The sequence below is a fragment of the Tahibacter amnicola genome (genome assembly GCF_025398735.1).
Taxonomy (GTDB): domain Bacteria; phylum Pseudomonadota; class Gammaproteobacteria; order Xanthomonadales; family Rhodanobacteraceae; genus Tahibacter; species Tahibacter amnicola.
This window is the reverse complement of sequence record NZ_CP104694.1, coordinates 5,142,260-5,162,733: the sequence shown is the minus strand read 5'-3', so window position 1 is coordinate 5,162,733 and position 20,474 is coordinate 5,142,260. Positions and strand designations below refer to the sequence as shown.

The following is a 20,474-nucleotide window of genomic DNA, read 5'->3' as shown; positions in this document are numbered from 1 at the left end:
GGCAGTGGCAGCTACTCGATCGTAGACTCACGCACTCAGCGCAAACACCTTGCGTACTTGAGCAGCGCGACAATGAACCCTGCATCCTCTTCGCACTCCTCTTCGGAGAGAAAAATTGCATGTAGGCGAAGATCGAATGAGTAGCTGAAGGCCCGCTCAAGCGCGCTGCGACAGGATGCGGCTTCTGATGTTCTTCCGCGCGGATATATCACCAACACGTCTACGTCAGCCGCAACTTCAGGTTCGCGCAAGAACGATCCATACACGTAGATGCGGAGACTAAATTCAGCGCTCAGATGCCTCTCAAGCCATCCAAATACAGCCTCAGGTTGCGGCGTTGATTTCATCTAGGCGGCGACCGAATCCACCAAACGTACAGACGTCAATTCCAAGCCGTTTTGCTTCCTTGCGTGCTCCCTCGCCCATCGTATCCCAAGTGTTGTATACAACTACGTCGGCCTTTGGATCAGCAGCCGCCTCATGAATCTCCGCTTCACCAATGATGTAGTCGTCTGACATAAATACAACGAAGGACCTTGAGTTCACTAAGTAGATCGTGGCCTTCTTTTTGGCATGCATGTCGAAGGACCTGATGCGCCCCCGCGTCTTGTAGTTAAGCAGTGAATCGAACAATGCCATTGCTGCCTCCTCTACAGCGACTGCCGGTAGCTTGCTGCCAAGCTGTCGCGCAGATTGGCCCGACCTCGCTCGACTGCTTCGAAGAATCCGGCGGGGAATTGAAACAAGCGATAAGCCTCATAGGCTCCTTGCTTGAACACTTTGTATGCATGAGCGTGCGTCAGGAACCCTAGATAGAGGTCTTCATCTCCCGCATCAGCCAAGTAGTGAAGGCTTGTGTGAATTATTTCACAAATCCTACTGTTGTTCGGAACGACAACTTCAACTGAGAGCTTTTGCCAGACCTCGGCGGTTTCCTCGTCGTTGAACTGCTGATCGAGGCGGGCTGACGATTTCGGTCCAAGTCTCTCAAAAATCTGCTTGTTCGCAGCAAGAAGCGTGTAAACCGGATCGTAGAAACTGGTCAGCTGCTTCAGCTTGTACTCGCGAGCCTCCTTGCTAACGTTTGTCGCGTCCGTCAGGCGCGCGTTGAGCCGCGCTTGGGATCGTGCAACAACTGCCGTAACTATGAGGGTCACTATCGACACGAGAGCGGCGAGGCTAGCCGCGATCAACGTAGCCCAGCCCTTGTCGAGGGATGCAATCATTTCGTCCAGCGAGCTTGGCATTTGACGTCCAAAGTCGTAATTCAGTAATTCAGATTCCGGCGACATCTGCGAAAACGTCGAGTTTTCCATACGCCTTCAGAAGGCGATATGTGGCGAGCCCATCAATTAGGCAGTACTTTTTCTTAGTTCCACCGGGCTGGATGGACAGCGCGCGAAGAGTCGTTCGAACCGCATCACCGATCAGATGCGAGTGCTGGACGACATAGATTTCCGCATCAGTCTTGGTCAACCGAACAAGCTGATCGGCCCGTTTGCCCATCATCTCCAGCGTCATCTCACGAAAATTGGTCGGCCCTTTCAGCAGAAAAGCGGCCGTTCGCCGACGTTTGCCGACAACGACATTTCCAGAGAAGTGATCGTCTGACTCACCACCCCAGTCCTTTTTTGATGGTTCAAGTAGCAAAGAAGCGATTGCTTCTTTAACAGCCTTCTCCGGCATTCTTGACATCACTTCCTGCCACTCATCGACGCCAGCGACAGCTACGTCTTTCAGTGCAGAGAACTGCTCAATGTCTTCCGGAAGAACTTCCCCATGATCGCGCCCGAAAAACATCAGCGCGCCATTGTCTTCCCCATTGCGCGGGTGATCTAACCATGGAGCGCCAATCACCATTGGCTCGATGCGATAGCGGTCCGGTTCCTTATGTAGCAATCCAATGATCGATTGCACGTAATTCTTCCGACTCCCCTCTGCCAGCGTCATTCTCCCGGTGTCGCTTACCACGTGGTTCGTATGGTACGAAATTACGACAGGCATACCGTAATCGAGCGGCAACTCGACAGCGTGTTCGACGTGCATTGCATCGTAGATTTCCGGGCACGCAGTGAGTTTCTCCGTGCTTCGAAATACCGTCCGTGCCCCGCCACTCTCCAGCGCCTCCAGTAGAGTAGGTGCGCTGTAGTACTCGCAATGATCTTCCAGCATCGTCACAAGCAAATGATCATTGTGCAGTCTTGAAAAGTGATCATCACCCGGCGACGCATGCTCCGCGTAATACTCTCTGCCCTCCCTTCCGAGCGCGGTCATACACAGCCGCCTATTCACGAACCCCATGTCTATGTGGTGGAAGATGTCTTTCGTGCGGAGTTCCTCGGGAAGATCTTGGATACTCATTTCGCTAGGTCCTGAGTTGACCGCTGCAATCGGTCGCTCTCTCAATGGGTGCCCGCCAGAGAACGAAGGGAAAACCCCTCTCTCTCCAAGAGAGGAGGGTTTACCCCTTCTCTTCGCGCGCGAGGGTTTTTTCCGGGGATTCCGGAGGTTTTCTCCGGTCGTCCAAATCCCCTGAACCCGGGCCCCAACTGGCTATCCTGGGATCGCTGAATCGTACACTTTTTCGCTCCGGAAAATACCCATTCCGGTATACAAAATGTGGCAATTTCCGGGGCCGAAGTTCCCAGTTTCCCGCGCCGTTGCTGGGCTTTCAGTCTGTGATAACTCGCTGGAAAAAACCACACCGCCGCATTTCCGGAGGTTTTTCCACCACCGGAATCAAGCACTTACCTGAAGCGGGTATGCAAGATGCAGTTGACTACACACCCAGAGCGCTCCATCGGTTCGCCCTTGCCGCCCCGCAACCGACAGGACCAGGTGCCCATCGAATTCCCGATACGTTCCGGATTCCATCATCGTCTCGTAGACTTGTGAGATGAGTATTCCGGGCCAACTGAGTATTCCGGGCCAACCACTCTTCGGAAATTTCCTAGTGGGAGCCGCTTTCACAGGCGGGGACCTGAGCAGCGCCCGCAAGTGCCGCGTGCAGCCGCACCCACCCCACATCAACCGCCGCCACTCCCGCTTTCCGCGCCACACTGTGGCGCTAGAAGCGCGGCCACCGTCGCTTTTCGCGGCATCGTCCCCGGTTCAAGCGGCAACGCCGCCACATTTGCCGGCATGTGCTGCCGCTTTGACCGGCACGGCTGCCCGTCGGACCGGCACCGGCGCCGCCCTATGGGGCTACGGAGTCCCCTTGAGCGGCATCGGCGCCGGATTTTCCGAATCGATTGCCGCTTCGAGCGGCGTTCACGGCTTCAGATCAGGCGGGATCCGCCTCGGTGACCGCGCGGGCCGACTTGCGGAAGCGCGCCGAGAGCTCTGATCGCAGGCCTTCCAGACCTTTGTTCTTGCCGGATACCTTCAGCTGGGCGTAGCCCTCGAGGGCCCAGCTCATGACGTCGCTGCCGAGGGCGGCGAGGGAGTCTTCGCCGCGTTCGGTGAGGCGTTGCAGGCGGGCGACGCGGGGGCGCAGGGCGTCGAAGGCGAGGAGGTCGGCGCGGGCTTCGGGCACGTTGAGGCTGGGTGGGGCGATCTGCGGGTTCTGTTCGAACACCATCAACGTCTGGCGGCAGAACGATTCGGACTTGGCGCCCATGCGCGCGAGGGTCTTGCGTTCGTCGCCGTCCAGCGAAACCAGGTCGGCGAGCGCTGTTTCCAGCGTGCTGAGGGCGGTGTCGATGGCGGAAAGCTGTTCGGGGGTGAAATTCAACGACAGCAGGTTCTGGCTCACTGCAACAACTCCATGTGGAAATAGATCCCGAGTTCCCTCGGGGGCGGGAGTGTGGCGATGTCGGCGTCGGGTGTCTTCGCGGGAAAAAGTGAGATTGGGGACAAATTGTTCTAGACGGCGGATTCGTCGTTGGTGACGATGCGGTGGCGTGTGCGATCAGCGTTGAAACGCGTGGCGCCCAGGCGATGCGAGAAGACCGCTCACCACGTAGTCCGTACTTCACCGACCGGATTTTCTGCGTCCACATGGATTGACGTCGCTGCACTGCATTCGCAAGAATTGCCCCGCTGCCGCCAAATCGGCAGCCCAGGATTGGCATCCTGGCTCTACAGGCGCCACCCCCAAGCGCCCATCCGACGATGTTGGCGCTTTTTTGCGCCCAGTCGTCGGCTGGGCGCCCTGTTGATACCATTCCGGTTTCAATGGCGGGCGGCGCATGGCAGCCGTAAGGCTGGCCGGCCTGTAGACCGGTATGCCAACCATGCGTCGTCCGTCACCGTTTCGGGTCCGGTGACGGGTTACTCCACACTCGTCGAGGACACGCAATGTCTCTCCGCATGGAACGCCCGTTCGCGCTTCGCGAACGTTTGCCGTCGAGTTGTACCCGCCACCTGCGTCTTGCTTCGCGCAGATGCAGGTGGTCGCTTCCGAGCCTCGCTTTTCGGAGGCCGCAATGACGAAGAAGTCCGTTTTGCGTGACGACGATGCGTCGTCTGATGAATCGCCTCCCGCTTACAGCATCCACGATCTCCTGGCATCGCCCTATGGCGAGAAGCCCGACCTTCCGCGACTGATCGCCGCGTCACGCTACTGCCGCGATGGCGCCCTGGCCAGCTTACGGACGCTCGCCCACGTGCTTCGCCTTCTCGCGAACCGTGATGAGTCGACCGAGTCGGACGTCGTCCATGACTTCGGCAAGCTGGTGGCGCACTTCGCGGATTTCGCCGATGCGGTATCAGTGTTGGAGAGTCATGCCGACTATGCCGCGGGACGTCGCAACGCCGGCAGCATCGAAGCGTAGTCTGCTTGCAGTCCACCGTGGTGCGCAAACAGCACAGGAAACGCCGTTGGCCGTTCCGGAGCGGCCAATGACGGTGTTTCCGGTGACGTTTGCCTGCCATGGAAATGGCCGATCGTGTACGCCTCGGGGGGCTGCCCTCTCGCGATAGGGCAATGGAGCTTCGCCACGCTGACGAGTGTGGTGATCTTCATCGGGGCGTCGCGACGACCGGTTTGACCGGCCCAGCGCCGTGGCCACGGCAATGGATTTTCACCTGACCTGCGCAGCTTCTTTCCGCGTGCATCCCTGGCTTCCTTCCTGGCCCGGGATGCGCGCGGATTTTCCGTTTCCCGCGCAAGGTTCTGGACACCTGAAAGGTTCTGGACACCCACTTTTCGCCGTCCTATCGGTTGCATTCCAGGAAACAGCCGATTGACAGGTGTGCGGAATCCCCGCGTCCACTGGCTTGTTGATTAAAATCAAATCGGGGCCGGCTTACAGGCCACACGATAGGGCAGTCCATTCAACAGGAAGACCCTACTGTGAAGATCCAATCCATCATTCCTCTCTTGCTTGGTGTCTTGGCTGGCGGTGCGACACTGGATGCGCGCGCCGAGAACTGGCTGTTCAAGATCGGCGCGCACAGCGTCGATCCGACGTCCGGCAACGGCCGGCTTGCCGGTGGAACGCTTGGCGTCGATATCGGTGCGAACGTCCGGCCGACCGTAACGGGGGAATATTTCTGGACACCGAACTGGAGCGTCGAAGTCCTGGCGGCTCTGCCTTTCAAGCACGAGGTGAAGCTCAATGGCGTCAAGGCAGCGACGGTCAAGCATCTGCCGCCCGTGGTCGGTATCCAATACCACTTCAACGCGGAAGGCCGGGTTTCACCCTTTGTGGGCGTTGGCCTTAACTACACCTACATCTTCGGCGAGCGCACGACGGGTGCACTCAGTGGCGCGCGGCTGTCACTCGATAACTCCATTGGCGCGGCAGCGCATGTGGGCATTGACTTCAAACTGGATGACGCCTGGCGCATCAGCGTTGATGCGCGCTGGATCGACATCGACAGTGACGCCCGGGTAAACGGGGCCGACGTTGGTACGGTAAGCATCGATCCCTTGGTGTTTGGTGTCGCAGTGGGACGCGCGTTCTGAGGCCCAGGGGCGGAACCGCGAAGGCGCGTTCCGCCCCTGGGTGGCGATTGGTCGGACGATTCCGATTCGTGGATGTCCCGAATCCCCGGATTCGTGGATGTCCCGAGTCCCTCGCTGAAAGTTCGCGCCCATTCGTGCACGGCATCGGAATCGAACCGGCCTGGCTCGTGACTTCGACGGCCTGGAGGCCCGCAGAACCGCCGCCGATGACGGCGAGTCGACGGGGGGCGGGCGGTGTGGCGGGCATCCGGCAATTGTCTCGCGAGGATGGCGGCGCTGCGCGCGCCCGAACCCGCTTGACGCCCACTTGACGGATCGTCCTGGTGCGGCGGCGGGGCGCCGCATAACATCGCCTGCATCTCCACTCAATTTCCCCCGATGCGGACTCCCCTGGTTCTGGCCGTCGCCATCCTCCTGGCCGGCTGTACGCAAGACAGGTCGCCGGCGCCGCCGGCGACGGAATCCACCAGCTCTGCGGTCAAGGACCGCGCAATCGACAGGACAGCTAAAGCAATGAGCAGCGAGGACGGCGTCACCGTAACCATCATGGAAAAGCCCGAATCCGTGCGTCTGCGGCGGTACAAGCGGGCGCAGGATGAAGCGTCGGCGCCATCGGCCAAGAAGGCGGTGCGGCCTGAGGTGGCCAGCACGGTCGACAAGCTCAAAAGCGTGGGCTTTCCTGGCCTGGATGCGGTGGACTGGTCACGCTTCGATGAAGATTACACCCCCTCGCCAGGCGCACTGCTGGAGCACGCGGGGCTGGGCGAGTGGTTCGATGCCGAAACGGGAACCTTTCCGAACCGGCATGACGTACTGCTGGCCCAGTTGGCGGGTATCACGGGTTCGGCGCTCGATGGCGTGGCATTTGAGGAAATCGCGCCTAAGGACTATGAGGCCGATGAGGAGCCTTATCAGTTGCGCGCCTACGCCGACGGCAAGCGTTGGGCGATCGAGGCGCAGAACTTAGGCGACTGGTTTGACGTGGACGCGGTCCTGAAGCTGCTCAATGCGGTGCTGCGTGATCGCGGCAGCGATTGGCGTTTGCTGATGCTGGAGACGCAGGACCAGACCGCGAAGGTGGCCGCCGGACCGGCCAGCGTACTTGTTGCGGCCTTGCGTGAGGGCTTGCTGGAGTCCGGGGATCCGGACTCGGCCAGAACCCTTGGCAAGGAATTCGAGGACGCGGTTCGCGCCAGGCTGCAGGGGGAAAGCCGTTGATGTGCCGCCGGCGCGATTCGCTCAGGATTGCGTCGGCACGATCAGCTGGTCCTACGTGTTGAAGGAAGGTAGTCCGGGCCAACCACCTTTCGGAAAATTCCGAGAGCGTGGGGGGCTGGCTTGAGGAGCACGCCGTGGGCGCGATCGTGGGCGCCCGCGAGCGCGTCGCGGCGGAGGTAGTCCGGGCCAACCACCTTTCGGAAAATTCCGAGAGCGTGGGGGCTGGCTTGAGGAGCATGCCGTGGGCGCGATCGTGGGCGCCCGCGAGCGCGCCGCGGCGGTAGCCGACAGGTAGCGGCGTAGCTCGGGCCCGGGTAGTCCGGGCCAACCACCTTTCGGAAGTTTCCGAGAGCGGATTTTCCACGCAGCGCGTCAGGCGTGTAACAACTGTGCTCTCAAGACCTCGATCGTTTTGCTAAGCGCTTCCTCGATTGACGGTTCGTCAACACCTGACAGATCGATCGAATCGTCTGATACCAATACTTCGAAGTCGGAAGTACCAATTGCCGCCACATCGGCGTTGGACGGAAATGAAGGCTGTGCTCGAATCGACTCCCACCGAGCTAGTCTGACTGTGTATCCGCCGTTCTGGCCAAATACTTCCACCCGAAACCTCAGGCTGTCGCCGAAACATGGTTGGATGGGTTCGAGCTCAAAAGTCCCTACCAGTCTTCTATAGCCGAGCATACCTGTCCCGTTGAGCATCGACATTCTCAGTGCCTAGCATAGCAACCGGTCGACGCGGTCTGTGTCGCCATGCGCTTTGCCGCGCGGCACGCCGCTGGATCGTTGGAGCCGCCTGATGAGCCAGAAGTCCGCGGGGCAACATGCGGTCCGTGCTATCTGCTGAACATTGCGTGCTAGCCGTGCACGCCTACGGAGAAGAAACCTCGCCCACGCAATCCGTACAGGTGCTGCCCAGCCCGCCGGTCTTGCACAGCGCCCGTGATAGCCGACTGCGCGATTGCAGGGGGAGCTTCGGCGTTCCGCATGATGGCGCCCCGCAGGCGCGCAGCCTGCACGATGGCGACGGGTGTCCTGCTGATCGTAAGAAGGAACGCGATTGGCATCGCATTTGCCCGAACAACGTCAGGACAGGGGAGGGAACCCCACATGACGGGCCAGCTTTCCGCGATCAAACAGTTCTTTTCAGACATCATCGACGACGACGTCCTCACGCAGGCGGGCGCGATCGCCTACAGCGCGACGTTGTCGCTGGCGCCGCTGGTGCTGCTGATCCTGGCAATACTCGGGGCGCTGCATCGAGACAGCCAGCAGGCGTTTATCGCGGCGTTCTCGGGGCTGGTCGGCAGCGACAGCGAGAAGCTGCTGCGGGCGATCGTCGAAGGCGCCAATCGGCAGCCCGACTGGCGGCATATTGCGGGCTGGAGCAGTGCGATCCTGCTGGTGATCGGTGCCTCTGCCGTGTTCGGGCAATTGCAGCAGGCACTCAACCGGGTCTGGGAGATTGAAGCGAAGAGCGGCCAGGGCGTGTGGGGGTTTCTGCGGCGTCGCCTGCTTTCGGCGGGAATCCTGCTGGCGCTGGTGTTCTTGACGGTGGTCTCGATGGGGTTCGAGGTGCTGCTCGGGCTCATTCGTCTGCCGGAGACCTGGGCGCCTGTGATCAGCTGGCTCGTCGGTAGCGTGATGTACATTGCACTGTTTGCGGCACTCTACCGGTGGTTGCCGGATCGCCGCGTGCCGTGGATAACCGCCGTACGGGGCGCGGTACTGACAGCCGTTCTGTTCCAGCTCGGTCGATTGGCCGTCGTTGCGTATCTGACCAAGGCACAACCAGGCGCAGCGTTCGGGCCGGCGAGCGCATTGGTGGTGTGGCTGGTGTGGGCGTTCTATTCGGCCCTGGTGTTTCTGGTAGCGGCTGAAGCGGTGTACGCCGTTGCTCACGCGCGTCGCTGGCGGTGGATCACCGAGCCGGCCCCGCGAGAGGTTGCTGCGTGAATGCGGCAGACCTCATCGGGTGCACCAGTACCCTGATCCTCATCATCACCCTGGGCCGCCAGGTCGTCCTGCATTGGCGCTGTCCGGACCGTTCGCGGGGGGCGCGCTGGCTGTTTTTCGGGCAGATGGCTGCCTCGATCGGCTTCATCATCTACAGCGCCATGGTCGATAGCACACTGTTCGTGGTGACGAACTGCCTGATTCTGCTGACGGCAATTACTGGTTTTGTGATTGCGCTGAGGAAGGCGGAGGGGGCGTAGCGGTCCGTCGTCTGCGTGGCTGGCGGGCGGCGTTCCGGGCGGATCTGCGCCTGGGCGGGCGCCTTCACACCACGAATTCACACGAATTCAGGCCACCCACGAATCAGAATATTCCGAGGCCTTCCGGATTCGTACTCGGGGAATCTTCCGCTCAGCCCATTCCCGGGCTGTTCTAGGTCCCCTCGACCACCGTTGGTACCGGGATCATCTTGGTATCACTTTGGGTGCGCTGGCGTCGACGATCTGTCGGTTCTCTTTGGATTGCTCGCGTCGCCAAATCTAACTAATTGTTGCGTAATGAAAAACGCGCGCTACGATGAAAAAGTATGAAACTTGACAGTGTCGTGGTGTGATGTGTAATTAGCGGCATTGGTGGGTTGGGGGATTTCTATCCGGTGACGGGCGTTCCGCGTCGTCGCCATTTCCGGGGAAACCACGATGAGCAAGCGAGCGTTGTTGCCAGCTGTTGTGAGTGTGCTGTTGGTGGCGTCGGCTGTTGCGGGTGGAACTGACAAGTCGGAGAAGATCGCCGCGCCGGTCGCCGGCGACCCGGTCAGTGAAGCGCAGTTCGCCTGGGGCTTGTTCGTGGACGCCATGCGGCCGGTCAACGGATCGCTGAATTTTGAAACCTGGACCGAACAGTGCCAGCTGAATCCGCAGATGGCCGGCTGTCCGACGGTGGTGGCCGGGGCGACCAAGGCACGCTTTCTGCACGGTAGCGCGCTCCGTCAGAGTGGCGGCAGCGATGCCAAGAAGACGGACACCTTGCAATTTGGGGTTGAGTGCGGCGCCATGGCGACCGGAAAAGTCGGAGACTATCCGGTACCGGCCAACGTCAAGAAGGGGGCGACATTCTGCGAGGAGGTATTTGTCAATGCCAGCGAAAAGGATTTCATCGTTTCGAATGGACTGACAACGCTCAACGGCCAGAAAACCTACGGAAGTACGCGCTCCAACGCTGTGACTTTCCCCACGAGCGCCGTCGAGATCAAGGCGGACTGGGTCAGTCCGGATTCCTACAGCAACCCGACGTTCCAGTGTCCTGATCCCACCAACTCGCTCTACACGGAAACCATCAACGGAAAGTGCTATGCGCTGGTCGGCGTACACATATCGTCGAAGGTATTTCCCGATTGGCTGTGGGCGACGTTTGAGCCTGCCAGCAACGTCACCAATCCAAATCGTTGCGATCCGGCACTGTATGACACCTGCTTCGATCCGTGGGGCACGACGTCGACAACGCCCTACGGAAAGGGAAAAACCGTACCGCAAAGCCCGCAATTGAAGGCGCTGATGGCGTCGGCGAACCTCAACAAGGCGTTCAACAACTACTACCTCACGGGCGTCCAGACCAAATTCGTCGATGCTGCGGGAAAACCCATTCCGCTGGGCAACTCGTTCGTGGAATTCAACGCACAGGTGCCTCCGGGGCAGGCATCCTGTATTACTTGCCACAAATACGCCTATTTTGATGGCGAGCAGCAATCACCTGAGAACAATTTTGGCGGCCCGCCAGCGCAACCGAAGGGGTGGCCCAGTATCGGCTATGCCTGCAACACCGGCCAGACGGGCAACTGCACACCGGTAACACCCGGCTCGACATCACAGGACTTCTCCTGGATGCTGGGCTTGATGCCCGTGAATTGAGCCTGCGCGCTCTGGAAACTGGTGATTCGGGAAAGGGCCAGTCGGGGCTGGCCCTATTCCGTGGGCTGCTGCGGAGGCCTGGGCGTGCTCACAGGGCGCTGGTCAATGTGCGCGGCACGCGATCCTCAGCAATCGCTTTTCAGCGTTGGCGGCCAGAACCGGGCGTCGGACGGTAACGGTGTGGCAAGCAGATGCGATACAGGAGTGCCAAAGTATCGCGCGAGCTCCCGGGCGATGCGGAAGCGCACCACGCGACCCGACTCGGCCCGTTTAATGGTGGCGATTGACACGCGGACATTGCATCGACCGCAGTCGTGGGCCATGTCCTGCTGGCTCATCAGCCGGCTTTGGCGCAGCTTTCGGATCAGATGGCTGTTGAGAGCGACGTATCCGCGGGCGGGATATTCAACGGGGCCCAAAGGCGTTACCGGCCAAGCCGGTGGCGCTCCGTGCGTCGTCGGGGCGATGTCGCTGTCGATCTGAAGGCGGCCTGGTGCGGTGGCGGGAGAGACCATGGGGGTGTCCTCGTGGATGTCCTGGCTGACCGTGCGCTACATCGTGACTTCGGCGCCTTACGAAAACCTTACGATCTCTAACTGCTTGTCAGAAAAGATGAGTTCCACATCAGCGACGGCAGGAGACTCCATCATGACGCATGCCACACGACAGGACTGGTCCTGGCTTCGGAACACATTCTGGTACTGTCCGGCACCGGACATGCTGGCGCTGCAGACGCAATCGGAGTCCACGTTTGCATGGGTTGTGGATCAGACGGTATGGCATATCACCGGATACCGGGACGGGTACTTCTGGGGTGTTGCCAGCACCTTGCTGACCCCCATGGGCGAGACACCGGACGCCTCCGGCAAGAACGACTCGACGTTCTATGCCAGCATCACGCCCGAAGGACGGGTTCATATCACTTTTGTCCGTTCGGCGCTGTCGACCACTGTGGGCACCGGCACCGTTGCTACCGACGGCGACGCGGCGTCATTCGTCATGCAGATGTCGTCCGGGCCGGGCAGTTCCCTGGTGGTGCACTGGGCGAGGATGGCCTTGGTTCAGCCCGGTGATCCGGCCTGGGTAAGGCTGCCGGGGGCGGGCGTCTCGGTGCCGGATATGGTTGGTGACATTGCGGCACCGACGCCGGTCGGTGGCGACGAGGGGCAGGCGAGTTGAAAGGCGGAACTAGGAGGCTGCCGTTGATGGCGCAGGCAGTCCACATCGCCGTTTCAATCCTCCGCCTTTCAGCCAGCGCTGGCCGAGATCCCGTGCCTTGTCGATCAATGCCTGAATGGACCCCACGGCTCGCCAGTAGCGCGTTTCTATCGTAAACACCTCTGCCCGCCAGGACGCGGCGGTCATGCCGATAGATCGAAGTACCGCTGGCGGACCACCAACCAGTGAGCGGTGCTTGTCCGGTCGACGTTGTCGCCCCGTCCATTCCACCAGTTGCACGTATTCGGCGGTAGAAACGGACAAGGTATTACCCGCAGCACCCGCAATTGGCCGGAGAAGCGTGGCGCCTTCGATGTGTTGCAAGCGCCGACGGATCGAGGTGTGCGCCGACGTGGGAAGATCCGACGCGATGCCCGCGCGGATCGGATTGAGGTCGACATAGGCCATGCAGGCGAGCAGCGCAGCCTCGTCAAGCAGGGCTTGGCAGCGATATCGTCCCTCCCAGAATCGCCCGGTGCACGCATCTTCCCGATTGGCGCGTCGCGCAATCGGTTCATTCAAGCAGCGCATGAACCACGGCAAGGAAGCGAGCCGCTCGCGATAGATCGCAACCCTCGCTGGATCAGCGGCAATATGGCTGGCCTTGAGCGCTGATGCCACCGGATCGATCTCATTGCCGGATCGTACGGGACATAGTCGCAGCCACCGCGCAGCAACCTCGTCAGCCGACCAGGTTTCGGCAAGGTGTGGGTCGACAGTGGCAACGACGTGCACGTGATTGCTCATCACCGCATAGGCGTAGACGCCAATCGCAAAGATGGTCGCCAGCTCGTACAGCCTGTCTTCGATCCATTGCTTGCGATGATCGAACGACTGTCCAGTGCAGGTGTCTTCGCCGCAGAGGAATGCCCGGCGAACGCACCGGGAGATGCAGTGGAAATTCCCGGCTTCGCCGGGTGGAACCATTTGGTGACGTGGGGCGCTCATCGGGACACTATTTCACGATGTCGTGGGCTACGAAATCGGACCAGCGCCCGCCGTGGCGTCGGAATTTTCTGAATCGTGGGCGGCAAGGTTTGCTTGTCGGAGTTTTCTGATTTGTGGGTGACATGGTTTGTTACACTTGGGAATTTTCTGATTTGTGGGTGGCATGGTTTGCTGATTTATGGGTGACATTGTTTGCTCTACATGGTTTGCTGGGTTTGCCCTTCCTTTTTTCGCGCCCGCATAGCCCGGGCAGAGGGTGCGACGCGGCCTGGCTGAGATCCGGCCGGTGGGAGGCACTTGATCCGCCTCCTTTGCGAGGAGGTAGCGGTTGTCGCTGCCCGCCGCTGTGATTTGAAGCGCTGCGGTCAACGGAAATGGGCTTCGCGCGTTGCTGCGCGATTGCCGGGACGTAGCAGGTGCGGCAGAGAGAGAAAGAGCGGCGATTGCGGCGAGATCATCATCGGTGCATCGGCGCGTGCACCGCACAGAGCGCCGATGTGGCGCGTTTGGACAACGCGGCCTGGCGGTTTCGCGGTGGCACAGAGGTCCAGGCGATGCGAGGCCAGTGCAATGGCCAGTTGGCGGAGCCCTTTCGGTCGATATGGAATGAAATGCTGCCGTTTCTCGTATTCACCCCTGACGAAACGTTCACGGTCGCCTGTCAAAATAGGAACTTCGTCGCACTTTCGCTGCGGTATGCGACCACTTGCCGCAAGTGACGACGCCTGGGCATATGCGTTCTGCTCATAGTGGCCTCGTTTAGACGTAAGGTGTTGTCACAAAGTGGCCTGGTTAGCACCCGTGGCATGGTCGCGCTACACGTTTGATCGGTGAAATCCATTGACTCGGATAGCGCGAAGCAGACACGATCTACAAAATGAGTTATCGGAGAACACAATGGCGAATCTTGGTGCGTTGCTGAAGAATGAAATTGGCCGACTGAGCAGAAGGGAACTTCGCGGGCAGATGGAACCGCTGAAGAAGACGGCCGCAGCGCAGCGCAAGGAAATCGCGGCGCTCAAGCAGCAGGTCGCGGCGTTGCAGAAACAGCTGGTTCGTACGACCGGGCGCAAGGCCAGCCTGCAGGCTCCCGCTTTGCTGGCAGATGGCGATGGCAACGAAGTTCGTTCGCTTCGGTTCATGGCGAAGGGAATGGCGCCATTGCGCAAACGCCTGGGTGTTTCGCAGGCGGCCCTGGCAAAGCTGGTGGGTGTAAGCAGCCAGACGATCTACAACTGGGAAAACGGCAAGGTGAAACCGCGCGCCGAACAGCTGGCCGCGTTGGCGGCGGTGCGCGATCTGGGCAAGCGGGAAGTGCAGCGTCGGCTCAGTTCGCTGGCATCAGCGTGATCGCAGTGGACGGTGCACCGGCCCTTCCGTAATGGATGGGCCGGGCACTGTCGTAGTCTCCCGAATGTGAGTGCCGTCGAGGCCCACCGTCTCTTGGCGCCTTCGGCAGGGCCCGCCCGGCGTCTACATGAACCGCGCCCCTTGCTTGTATGACGCGCGATCCGCTCAACCGGCCTGCTGGTGGCCGTGCGCCCTGTCCAGTGACTTGCACCTGGCCGCCGCGCCGCACCGCCGAGCGTGAGGCCAGTCACGAAACCTGTCTGTTCTTCCCGGTCCCTGTCCATCTGGCCAGGGTGCGCGCGTACGGCCGGCACTAGTGTCGCACCAGGCCGGGTTGCACGAAGCGCGCTAGGTTTTCCATAGCGCATCGTACACGCCGGCGACGAACGGGGAGGGAGGTTGGCGCCACCAGCGCGCGGCGTACGAGACTTTCGCCAGCCTCTCTGCGTACGCCGCGCTGACAGGAGTTACCCTATGAAACGGTCCTTTCTTTGGGGCGTGGCGGGCCTGGGCGTGTTTGCCGCAGGCAGTGCGACCGCTGCCGACTATCCTTTGTTTTCGCCGGCGCCGTTGGCCTACCGCGCGGCGAGTAGCGATCCGGCCTATGCGTCACTGGCGCGGCATGCCGCATCGCAAGCCATGGATGTGGTGACGGCGCGTGCCGAGGCTGTCGATGCGTCGGCTCAATCGTTGCCGATCAATCTCAATCTCGCCGGCAAGGTCGGCCTGACAGCACTGCAGACCAAGGCCTACAAGACAGACGATGGTGCGCTGGTGTGGCAGGGCATCATTCCGGATCCCACCCAGCGGCGCCCGTTCAATGCCCGCGAGATTCCGGACGACCCGTTGAACTCGGTCATGCTCGTGCGAAACGGCGACAAGCTCACCGGCAATATTCGAGTGCAGGGACAATTGTACAAAGTGCGGCCGCTGTTCGATGGCCGCCACGTGATCGTGGAAGTGGATGAGTCTCGCTCGCCGCCGGATCATCCCGCGGAAGACTACAAGCAGCTCCTAGCCGAAGCGGCGCCACCGCCCGAGTCGGATACCACGTCGCGGGCGACGCAGGACATCACCACTATCCGCGTGATGGTCAACTACACCACCGGCGTGAGCAATCGTGTGGCCGACGTGCCGGGCCTGATCAACCTGGCCATTGCCGAGGCTAACCAGGGGTACATCAACAGCGACGTGCAGATCCGCCTGCAGCTGGCGGCGCGCTCGCGCGTGAGCTACCGCGAATCCGGCAGTTTCGGGACGGATCTCAACCGCTACCGCGACACCGACGACGACTACATGGACAGCATCCACGGCCTGCGCAACGAATACGATGCGGACGTGGGTGTGCTGCTGATCAACAATGACGAATCGTGTGGCAAAGCGGCGGCGATTGGCGCGACGGCACGAACCGCCTTTGCGGTGGCGCATTGGGACTGCGCCACGGGCTACTACTCGTTCGCGCACGAGATCGGCCACTTGCAGTCTGCCCGTCACGATCCGGGCACGGATTCGTCGAACACGCCGTATTCCTACGGTCATGGCTACCGTGATCCTGCGGGCAATTGGCGCACGATCATGGCCTACGATTGTGACGATCACTGCCGCCGCCTGAACTTCTGGTCGAACCCGAACAGGACCTACAACGGCAAGCCGATGGGCACGGCGACGCGCAGCGACAATCACCGCGTCCTCAATAACACACGCAACACGGTGGCCGGTTTCCGCTGATCGCGGCGGGTACGGGAGGCGCCGTCCGTGGTCTGGACGGCGCCGTTTTTTTCGTATCTGCGGTCTTGCACGGGGTCTGCGCTGCGGTCACGATGCGGCCACTGGCCGACATTCCGGCCAGGAAGGTGGGGAATGGCGCAGCCACGCACTTGCGCGCGACGCGGAACCGGCATCGCCGGTGGGCTTTGGGCCGCAGTTGCCCTGCTGGCCGTATTCCTGCTGCCTGCGCAGGCGCGGATCGCCGCCACCACCGTTGCTCCGCCCGGGCACGCGCTGTTTCGCAGCTACGGGCCGCTGCAGGGGCTTGGTGCGACCAGCGTCCGGCAACTGCTGCAGGATCGCCAGGGCTTTATCTGGGTGGCGACCAGCGACGGCCTCTACCGCTATGACGGACACCGTTTCGACGGATTCGGCGCCGCCCAGGGCCTGTTGCCCACCGCGGTGGATGCCTTGGTGGAAGATAGCGCCGGCACGCTGTGGGCCGGCACGCAGGCCGGGTTGCTGTGGCTGGAAGGGGAGCACTTCGTGGCCGCCAGCCTGGCTGGCGCCGCCGGGGATGTGGCGGTCTCCGACCTGGCTGCCACCAGCGCCGGAATCGCCGCCGCGACGAACCAGGGGTTGTATATCGGCAGCCAGGACGGTGTACGGCCGGTTCGCAGCTGGCCGGGCGGACAGGCCACCGCCGTAGCCGCATCGCGCGACGGCAGCGGTCTTTTCGTGGGTCAATGGACGGGAACGGCGACACTATGGCGCTGGCACGGCGACACGTGGCGCCAGCTGGCGCTGCCCGCCGCCGAGGCGGACGAACGCATCGATGCCATTGTGGAAGATGGAACAGGGCGCTGGTGGTTGCGGACCGCGCACGCATTGCTGCGCCTGGATGCGGCGCAGGAACAGGTTGAAACGGTGGCCACGCCGGTGCCTATCCGATCGACGCGGGGCTACCTGCATGCGGACCGCGAAGGCGGGCTGTGGCTGTCGTCCGATAGCGAGCTGCTGCATTGGGACGGTGGCCAGTGGCAGGTGCTGCAAAGCCCGACCAGTACGACGCGTCCCCTGCTGGAAGATCGTGACGGATCGCTCTGGGTCGGTGCGGTCGGTTTGCACCGGCGGCTGGGTCGTGGCGTCTTCCATGCCTACACCAGCGAGCGCGAGCTGCCCGGCGAGGTCGTCTGGTGCGTATTCCGCGACCACCGCGGGCAATTGTGGATCGGTACGGAGAATGGTTTGGCGCGGGCCGGTGAAACGGCATTTACGCGCGTGGAGGGCACGGCGGGCACGACAGTGCGCAGCATCGCCGAGAGCGCGGACGGCACGCTGTATTTCGCGGGCTTGCCGGGCAATGACATCGTCACCTATCGGCCGGACACCGGGGCATTGGCCCGCTTTCCGCTAGATCGCACCAACCCGGCCAAACGCACCCTGCGGCTGCAGATCAGCCGGGACGGCACGCTGTGGGCTGGTACCTGGGGCAACGGGCTTTACCGGGCGGCACTGGGGAGTGGAAGTCTTGCTTTCGAGCCGGTCGCGCTGCCTGGCGGCAATGCTACCGAGTTCGTCAGCGGGATCCACGAGGACGCGCAGGGACGACTGTGGGTGGCCGGCCAATATGGGCTGGCCGTTCTGGATAAAGGGAAATGGCAGCGTTTTGGACGAGCCCATGGGCTGCGTCGCGATTTCGTGGCTTATGTGGAGTCCACGCGCGACGGCGCCCTGCTGGTGGCCTATTTCGAGCCGTTCGGCGTCGCCCGGGCGCGCTACAGCGAAGGCCGGCTGGAGGTGCAGCGCCACTATGATCGCGCCAGCACTAATACAGCAGACCGTGTCTACGCGATGACCGAGGATGCTGCCGGAAATCTCTGGCTGGGCAGCGGCCGCGGTGTCGATCGCGTCGGCAGCGATGGCGCTGTGCACTTCGGTGCCGCGGACGGCATGGTGGGTGAGGATATCGTCAGCATGGCGATGCTGGCCGAACCGGGCGGTGATGTGTGGATGGGAACGACGACCGGTCTGGTGCGTTTTGATGCGGCAGCCTATGAGCGGCGCTCCCAGTCTTCGCCGCCGGACGTGGTGATCATGGAGACGCGGCTAGGGGCGGAGGTGGTTCCGGCCGGCTCGCAGTCGACCATGCGTTTTCCGCATACCGCGAACACGTTGCAGGTGCGCTACACCGCCAATAGCTTCACGAACGAAGGCCGTATCGCCTACCGCGAGCGGCTGGTCGGCCTGGATGAGGGCTACACCATCACCACCGAGCCGCACGCACGTTACACCGCGTTGCTGCCCGGGCAATACCGGTTTGAAGTCGCCGCACGTGCCGGCGATCTCGGGCCCTGGAGTGCGCCAGCAACGATTTCCTTCGAGATCATTCCCGCGTGGTATAGACGCTGGTGGGCCTGGACGGCCTATGGCGCCGGCCTGGCCCTGCTGGCGTGGGGCATTCTGCGTTGGCGGCTGCGTCGCCTGCGACGCATGACCGCGGTGCTCGAGCGTCGCGTGAGCGAGCGGACGCAGGCGTTGGCGACGGCGCTGGGCGAGCTGGAAACAGCGAAGGAAAAAGCCGAGGTTGCCGCGCGCGCCAAGAGCGATTTCCTCGCCACCATGAGTCACGAGGTGCGCACGCCGCTCAATGCCATCCTCGGCAGTGCGCAACTGGGCATGAGCGGCGGCGCACCGCCGGAAGTCGCCGCGCACCTGGGACGGATCACGCTGGCGGGCCGGCACCTGCTCGATGTGCTCAATGGCATCCTGGACTATTCGCGCCTGGAGTCGGGGGTCATCGTCGTCGAATCCATCCCGTTTGACCTGTATGCCCTGCTCGATGAGCTGCGTGCCGTATTCCAGGTCGAAGCGGAGCGCAAGCGGCTGGAGTGGCGCGTCGAGATCGCTGCGGACGTTCCGGCGTGGTTGCGTGGCGATCCGCTGCGGTTGCGCCAGGTCCTGGCCAACCTGGTATCCAACGCCTTGCGTTTCACGGATAGGGGCTACGTGCGTGTGGTGGTTTCCCGCGTCGGCGACCAGGCCAGGCCGGAACACTGTCATCTGCGCCTGCGCGTGGAGGACAGCGGCATCGGCATTGCGCTGTCCGAGCGTGAACGACTGTTCCAGCCGTTCGTGCAGGTCGACAGTTCCACCTCGCGGCGCGTCGGTGGCACGGGCCTGGGTTTGAGCATCTGCCAGCGCCTGGTGGCGCAGATGGGCGGCATGATCCACGTGCACAGCATGCCGGGCGCCGGCAGCGTGTTCGAGGTGCAGGTGACACTGGCGCTGTCGCCACAGCCGGCGCTGAGTGAACCTGTTCGCCGCGCACCGCCACTGCCCGTGCCGTCGACCGGGGACGAACTGCGCGATCGCCGCGTGCTGGTGGTCGAAGACAACCCGCTGAACCAGGCCGTGATTGCCCAGATGCTGCAACAGCGGCAGGCAACACCCTACCTGGCATCGACACAGGCCGAAGCGCTGGCGATAGCGGCGTCAACACAACTGGATGTCGTGCTGCTGGATATCGAACTGCCCGATGCGGATGGCTTCTGCGTTGCGGCGGCTTTCCGGGCGCGGTTTCCGCAGTTGCCGCTGGTGGCCTGCACCGCGCACGCGACCGACGATTACAAGGCGCGATGTCGCCAGGCGGGTTTTTGCGACTTCCTGCCCAAGCCGATTGATCCGGAAACACTCGTTCAGGTGGTCGCTCGGGTGAGGGATGACTGTCCGCGGCACGATGCCGCTGCCGCATCGCCGGATTCGCAAGAGGCGATACCCGGCGTCGACATGACGCTGGCGCTGCGGCGCCTGGGCCAGGACGGTGCGTTGCTGCGCCGTTTGCTACGACGGTTTCCGGAGGAGGTCGGCAGTGCATCGGCTGCGATTCGCGCGGCGATTGCCGAGGGTGACTACGCAACGGCGCTCAAGCGCGCCCATGGCGTCAAGGGCGTGGCCGGAAACCTCTCGGCGTTACGCCTGGTGGATGCCTGCGTCGCGCTGGAACACGCGCTGGCAGCGAGCGAGCGGGAGACCATTGCCGCCGCCCAGGAGGAGTTCGAAGCGGCCCTGGCGCAAATCCTGGCGCATGTCACGGTTTGAAACGGGGACCTCTGCGCATACCGGCAATCGCGTGGCCGCAATCGACGATTATCGGCTGCACGCTGCCGTTGGCGGGGAAACCGGTCCAGTGGCTCCGGGCTGGCGTGGCCTGGAATGGTACTGTCCCCCGGGTGCGGACGCGTCGCGGTCCGCGG

General features: G+C 62.1%; 17 protein-coding genes. 10 read left to right on the top strand and 7 right to left on the bottom strand.

Features of this window, described 5'->3' with window-relative positions:
- Positions 1 to 324: 324 nt before the first annotated feature.
- The 4 genes from N4264_RS20270 to N4264_RS20255 all read right to left on the bottom strand — a co-directional run bounded on the left by N4264_RS20270 (position 325) and on the right by N4264_RS20255 (position 3,754).
- A complete protein-coding gene (locus N4264_RS20270) occupies positions 325 to 639 on the bottom strand; it encodes a hypothetical protein (protein WP_261694045.1) in 315 nt (104 codons plus the stop codon).
- 11 nt (positions 640 to 650) lie between these two features.
- The gene (locus tag N4264_RS20265; RefSeq protein WP_261694044.1) at positions 651 to 1,316 is read right to left on the bottom strand and encodes a hypothetical protein; all 666 of its coding nucleotides are present in this window, start codon (positions 1,314 to 1,316) and stop codon (positions 651 to 653) included.
- Positions 1,276 to 2,361: a hypothetical protein gene (locus tag N4264_RS20260; RefSeq protein ID WP_261694043.1), complete on the bottom strand. Its 1,086-nt coding sequence runs from the start codon at positions 2,359 to 2,361 to the stop codon at positions 1,276 to 1,278. The genes N4264_RS20265 and N4264_RS20260 overlap by 41 nt, the downstream gene beginning before the upstream one ends.
- Positions 2,362 to 3,283: 922 nt before the next feature.
- Positions 3,284 to 3,754 carry a hypothetical protein gene (locus N4264_RS20255; RefSeq protein ID WP_261694042.1) on the bottom strand — a complete coding sequence of 157 codons (471 nt, stop codon included), beginning with the start codon at positions 3,752 to 3,754 and terminating at the stop codon, positions 3,284 to 3,286.
- Positions 3,755 to 4,427: 673 nt separating this feature from the next.
- On the opposite strand from N4264_RS20255, the gene N4264_RS20250 reads away from it, so the two are divergent.
- The 3 genes from N4264_RS20250 to N4264_RS20240 all read left to right on the top strand — a co-directional run bounded on the left by N4264_RS20250 (position 4,428) and on the right by N4264_RS20240 (position 7,129).
- Positions 4,428 to 4,775, top strand: a complete 348-nt coding sequence (locus N4264_RS20250; RefSeq protein WP_261694041.1) for a hypothetical protein — start codon at positions 4,428 to 4,430, stop codon at positions 4,773 to 4,775.
- 527 nt (positions 4,776 to 5,302) lie between these two features.
- Positions 5,303 to 5,911, top strand: coding sequence for an OmpW/AlkL family protein (locus N4264_RS20245; RefSeq protein WP_425508354.1), 609 nt, complete (start codon positions 5,303 to 5,305; stop codon positions 5,909 to 5,911).
- Between the two features lie 378 nt (positions 5,912 to 6,289).
- On the top strand, positions 6,290 to 7,129 hold the full coding sequence (locus tag N4264_RS20240) for a hypothetical protein (protein ID WP_261694039.1): 840 nt from the start codon (positions 6,290 to 6,292) through the stop codon (positions 7,127 to 7,129).
- 372 nt (positions 7,130 to 7,501) lie between these two features.
- On the opposite strand, the gene N4264_RS20235 is transcribed toward N4264_RS20240, so the two are convergent.
- Positions 7,502 to 7,840 carry a hypothetical protein gene (locus N4264_RS20235; protein ID WP_261694038.1) on the bottom strand — a complete coding sequence of 113 codons (339 nt, stop codon included), beginning with the start codon at positions 7,838 to 7,840 and terminating at the stop codon, positions 7,502 to 7,504.
- Between the two features lie 312 nt (positions 7,841 to 8,152).
- Between N4264_RS20235 and N4264_RS20230 the strand changes: the two genes are divergently transcribed.
- The 3 genes from N4264_RS20230 (at position 8,153) to N4264_RS20220 (ending at position 10,995) form a co-directional block, all read left to right on the top strand.
- On the top strand, positions 8,153 to 9,088 hold the full coding sequence (locus tag N4264_RS20230) for a YihY/virulence factor BrkB family protein (protein ID WP_261694037.1): 936 nt from the start codon (positions 8,153 to 8,155) through the stop codon (positions 9,086 to 9,088).
- Positions 9,085 to 9,348 (top strand): hypothetical protein, encoded by a 264-nt coding sequence (locus N4264_RS20225; RefSeq protein WP_261694036.1) that lies wholly within the window; start codon positions 9,085 to 9,087, stop codon positions 9,346 to 9,348. Before N4264_RS20230 ends, N4264_RS20225 begins: the two co-directional genes overlap by 4 nt.
- Positions 9,349 to 9,786: 438 nt before the next feature.
- Positions 9,787 to 10,995, top strand: a complete 1,209-nt coding sequence (locus tag N4264_RS20220) for a hypothetical protein (protein ID WP_261694035.1) — start codon at positions 9,787 to 9,789, stop codon at positions 10,993 to 10,995.
- A 125-nt stretch (positions 10,996 to 11,120) separates the two neighbouring features.
- On the opposite strand, the gene N4264_RS20215 is transcribed toward N4264_RS20220, so the two are convergent.
- Entirely contained in the window at positions 11,121 to 11,510 is a 390-nt protein-coding gene (locus tag N4264_RS20215; RefSeq protein WP_261694034.1) for a helix-turn-helix transcriptional regulator, read from the bottom strand.
- Positions 11,511 to 11,526: 16 nt separating this feature from the next.
- On the opposite strand from N4264_RS20215, the gene N4264_RS20210 reads away from it, so the two are divergent.
- Positions 11,527 to 12,174: a hypothetical protein gene (locus N4264_RS20210; protein WP_261694033.1), complete on the top strand. Its 648-nt coding sequence runs from the start codon at positions 11,527 to 11,529 to the stop codon at positions 12,172 to 12,174.
- A gap of 9 nt (positions 12,175 to 12,183) precedes the next feature.
- Here the strand turns inward: N4264_RS20210 and N4264_RS20205 are convergent, their stop codons facing one another.
- Positions 12,184 to 12,948 carry a hypothetical protein gene (locus N4264_RS20205; RefSeq protein ID WP_261694032.1) on the bottom strand — a complete coding sequence of 255 codons (765 nt, stop codon included), beginning with the start codon at positions 12,946 to 12,948 and terminating at the stop codon, positions 12,184 to 12,186.
- Between the two features lie 1,110 nt (positions 12,949 to 14,058).
- Between N4264_RS20205 and N4264_RS20200 the strand changes: the two genes are divergently transcribed.
- The 3 genes from N4264_RS20200 (at position 14,059) to N4264_RS20190 (ending at position 20,319) form a co-directional block, all read left to right on the top strand.
- Positions 14,059 to 14,511 carry a helix-turn-helix transcriptional regulator gene (locus tag N4264_RS20200; RefSeq protein WP_261694031.1) on the top strand — a complete coding sequence of 151 codons (453 nt, stop codon included), beginning with the start codon at positions 14,059 to 14,061 and terminating at the stop codon, positions 14,509 to 14,511.
- Positions 14,512 to 14,985: 474 nt separating this feature from the next.
- A complete protein-coding gene (locus N4264_RS20195) occupies positions 14,986 to 16,239 on the top strand; it encodes a M12 family metallo-peptidase (RefSeq protein ID WP_261694030.1) in 1,254 nt (417 codons plus the stop codon).
- Between the two features lie 132 nt (positions 16,240 to 16,371).
- Positions 16,372 to 20,319, top strand: a complete 3,948-nt coding sequence (locus tag N4264_RS20190; RefSeq protein WP_261694029.1) for a hybrid sensor histidine kinase/response regulator — start codon at positions 16,372 to 16,374, stop codon at positions 20,317 to 20,319.
- The last annotated feature ends 155 nt before the right edge of the window (positions 20,320 to 20,474 follow it).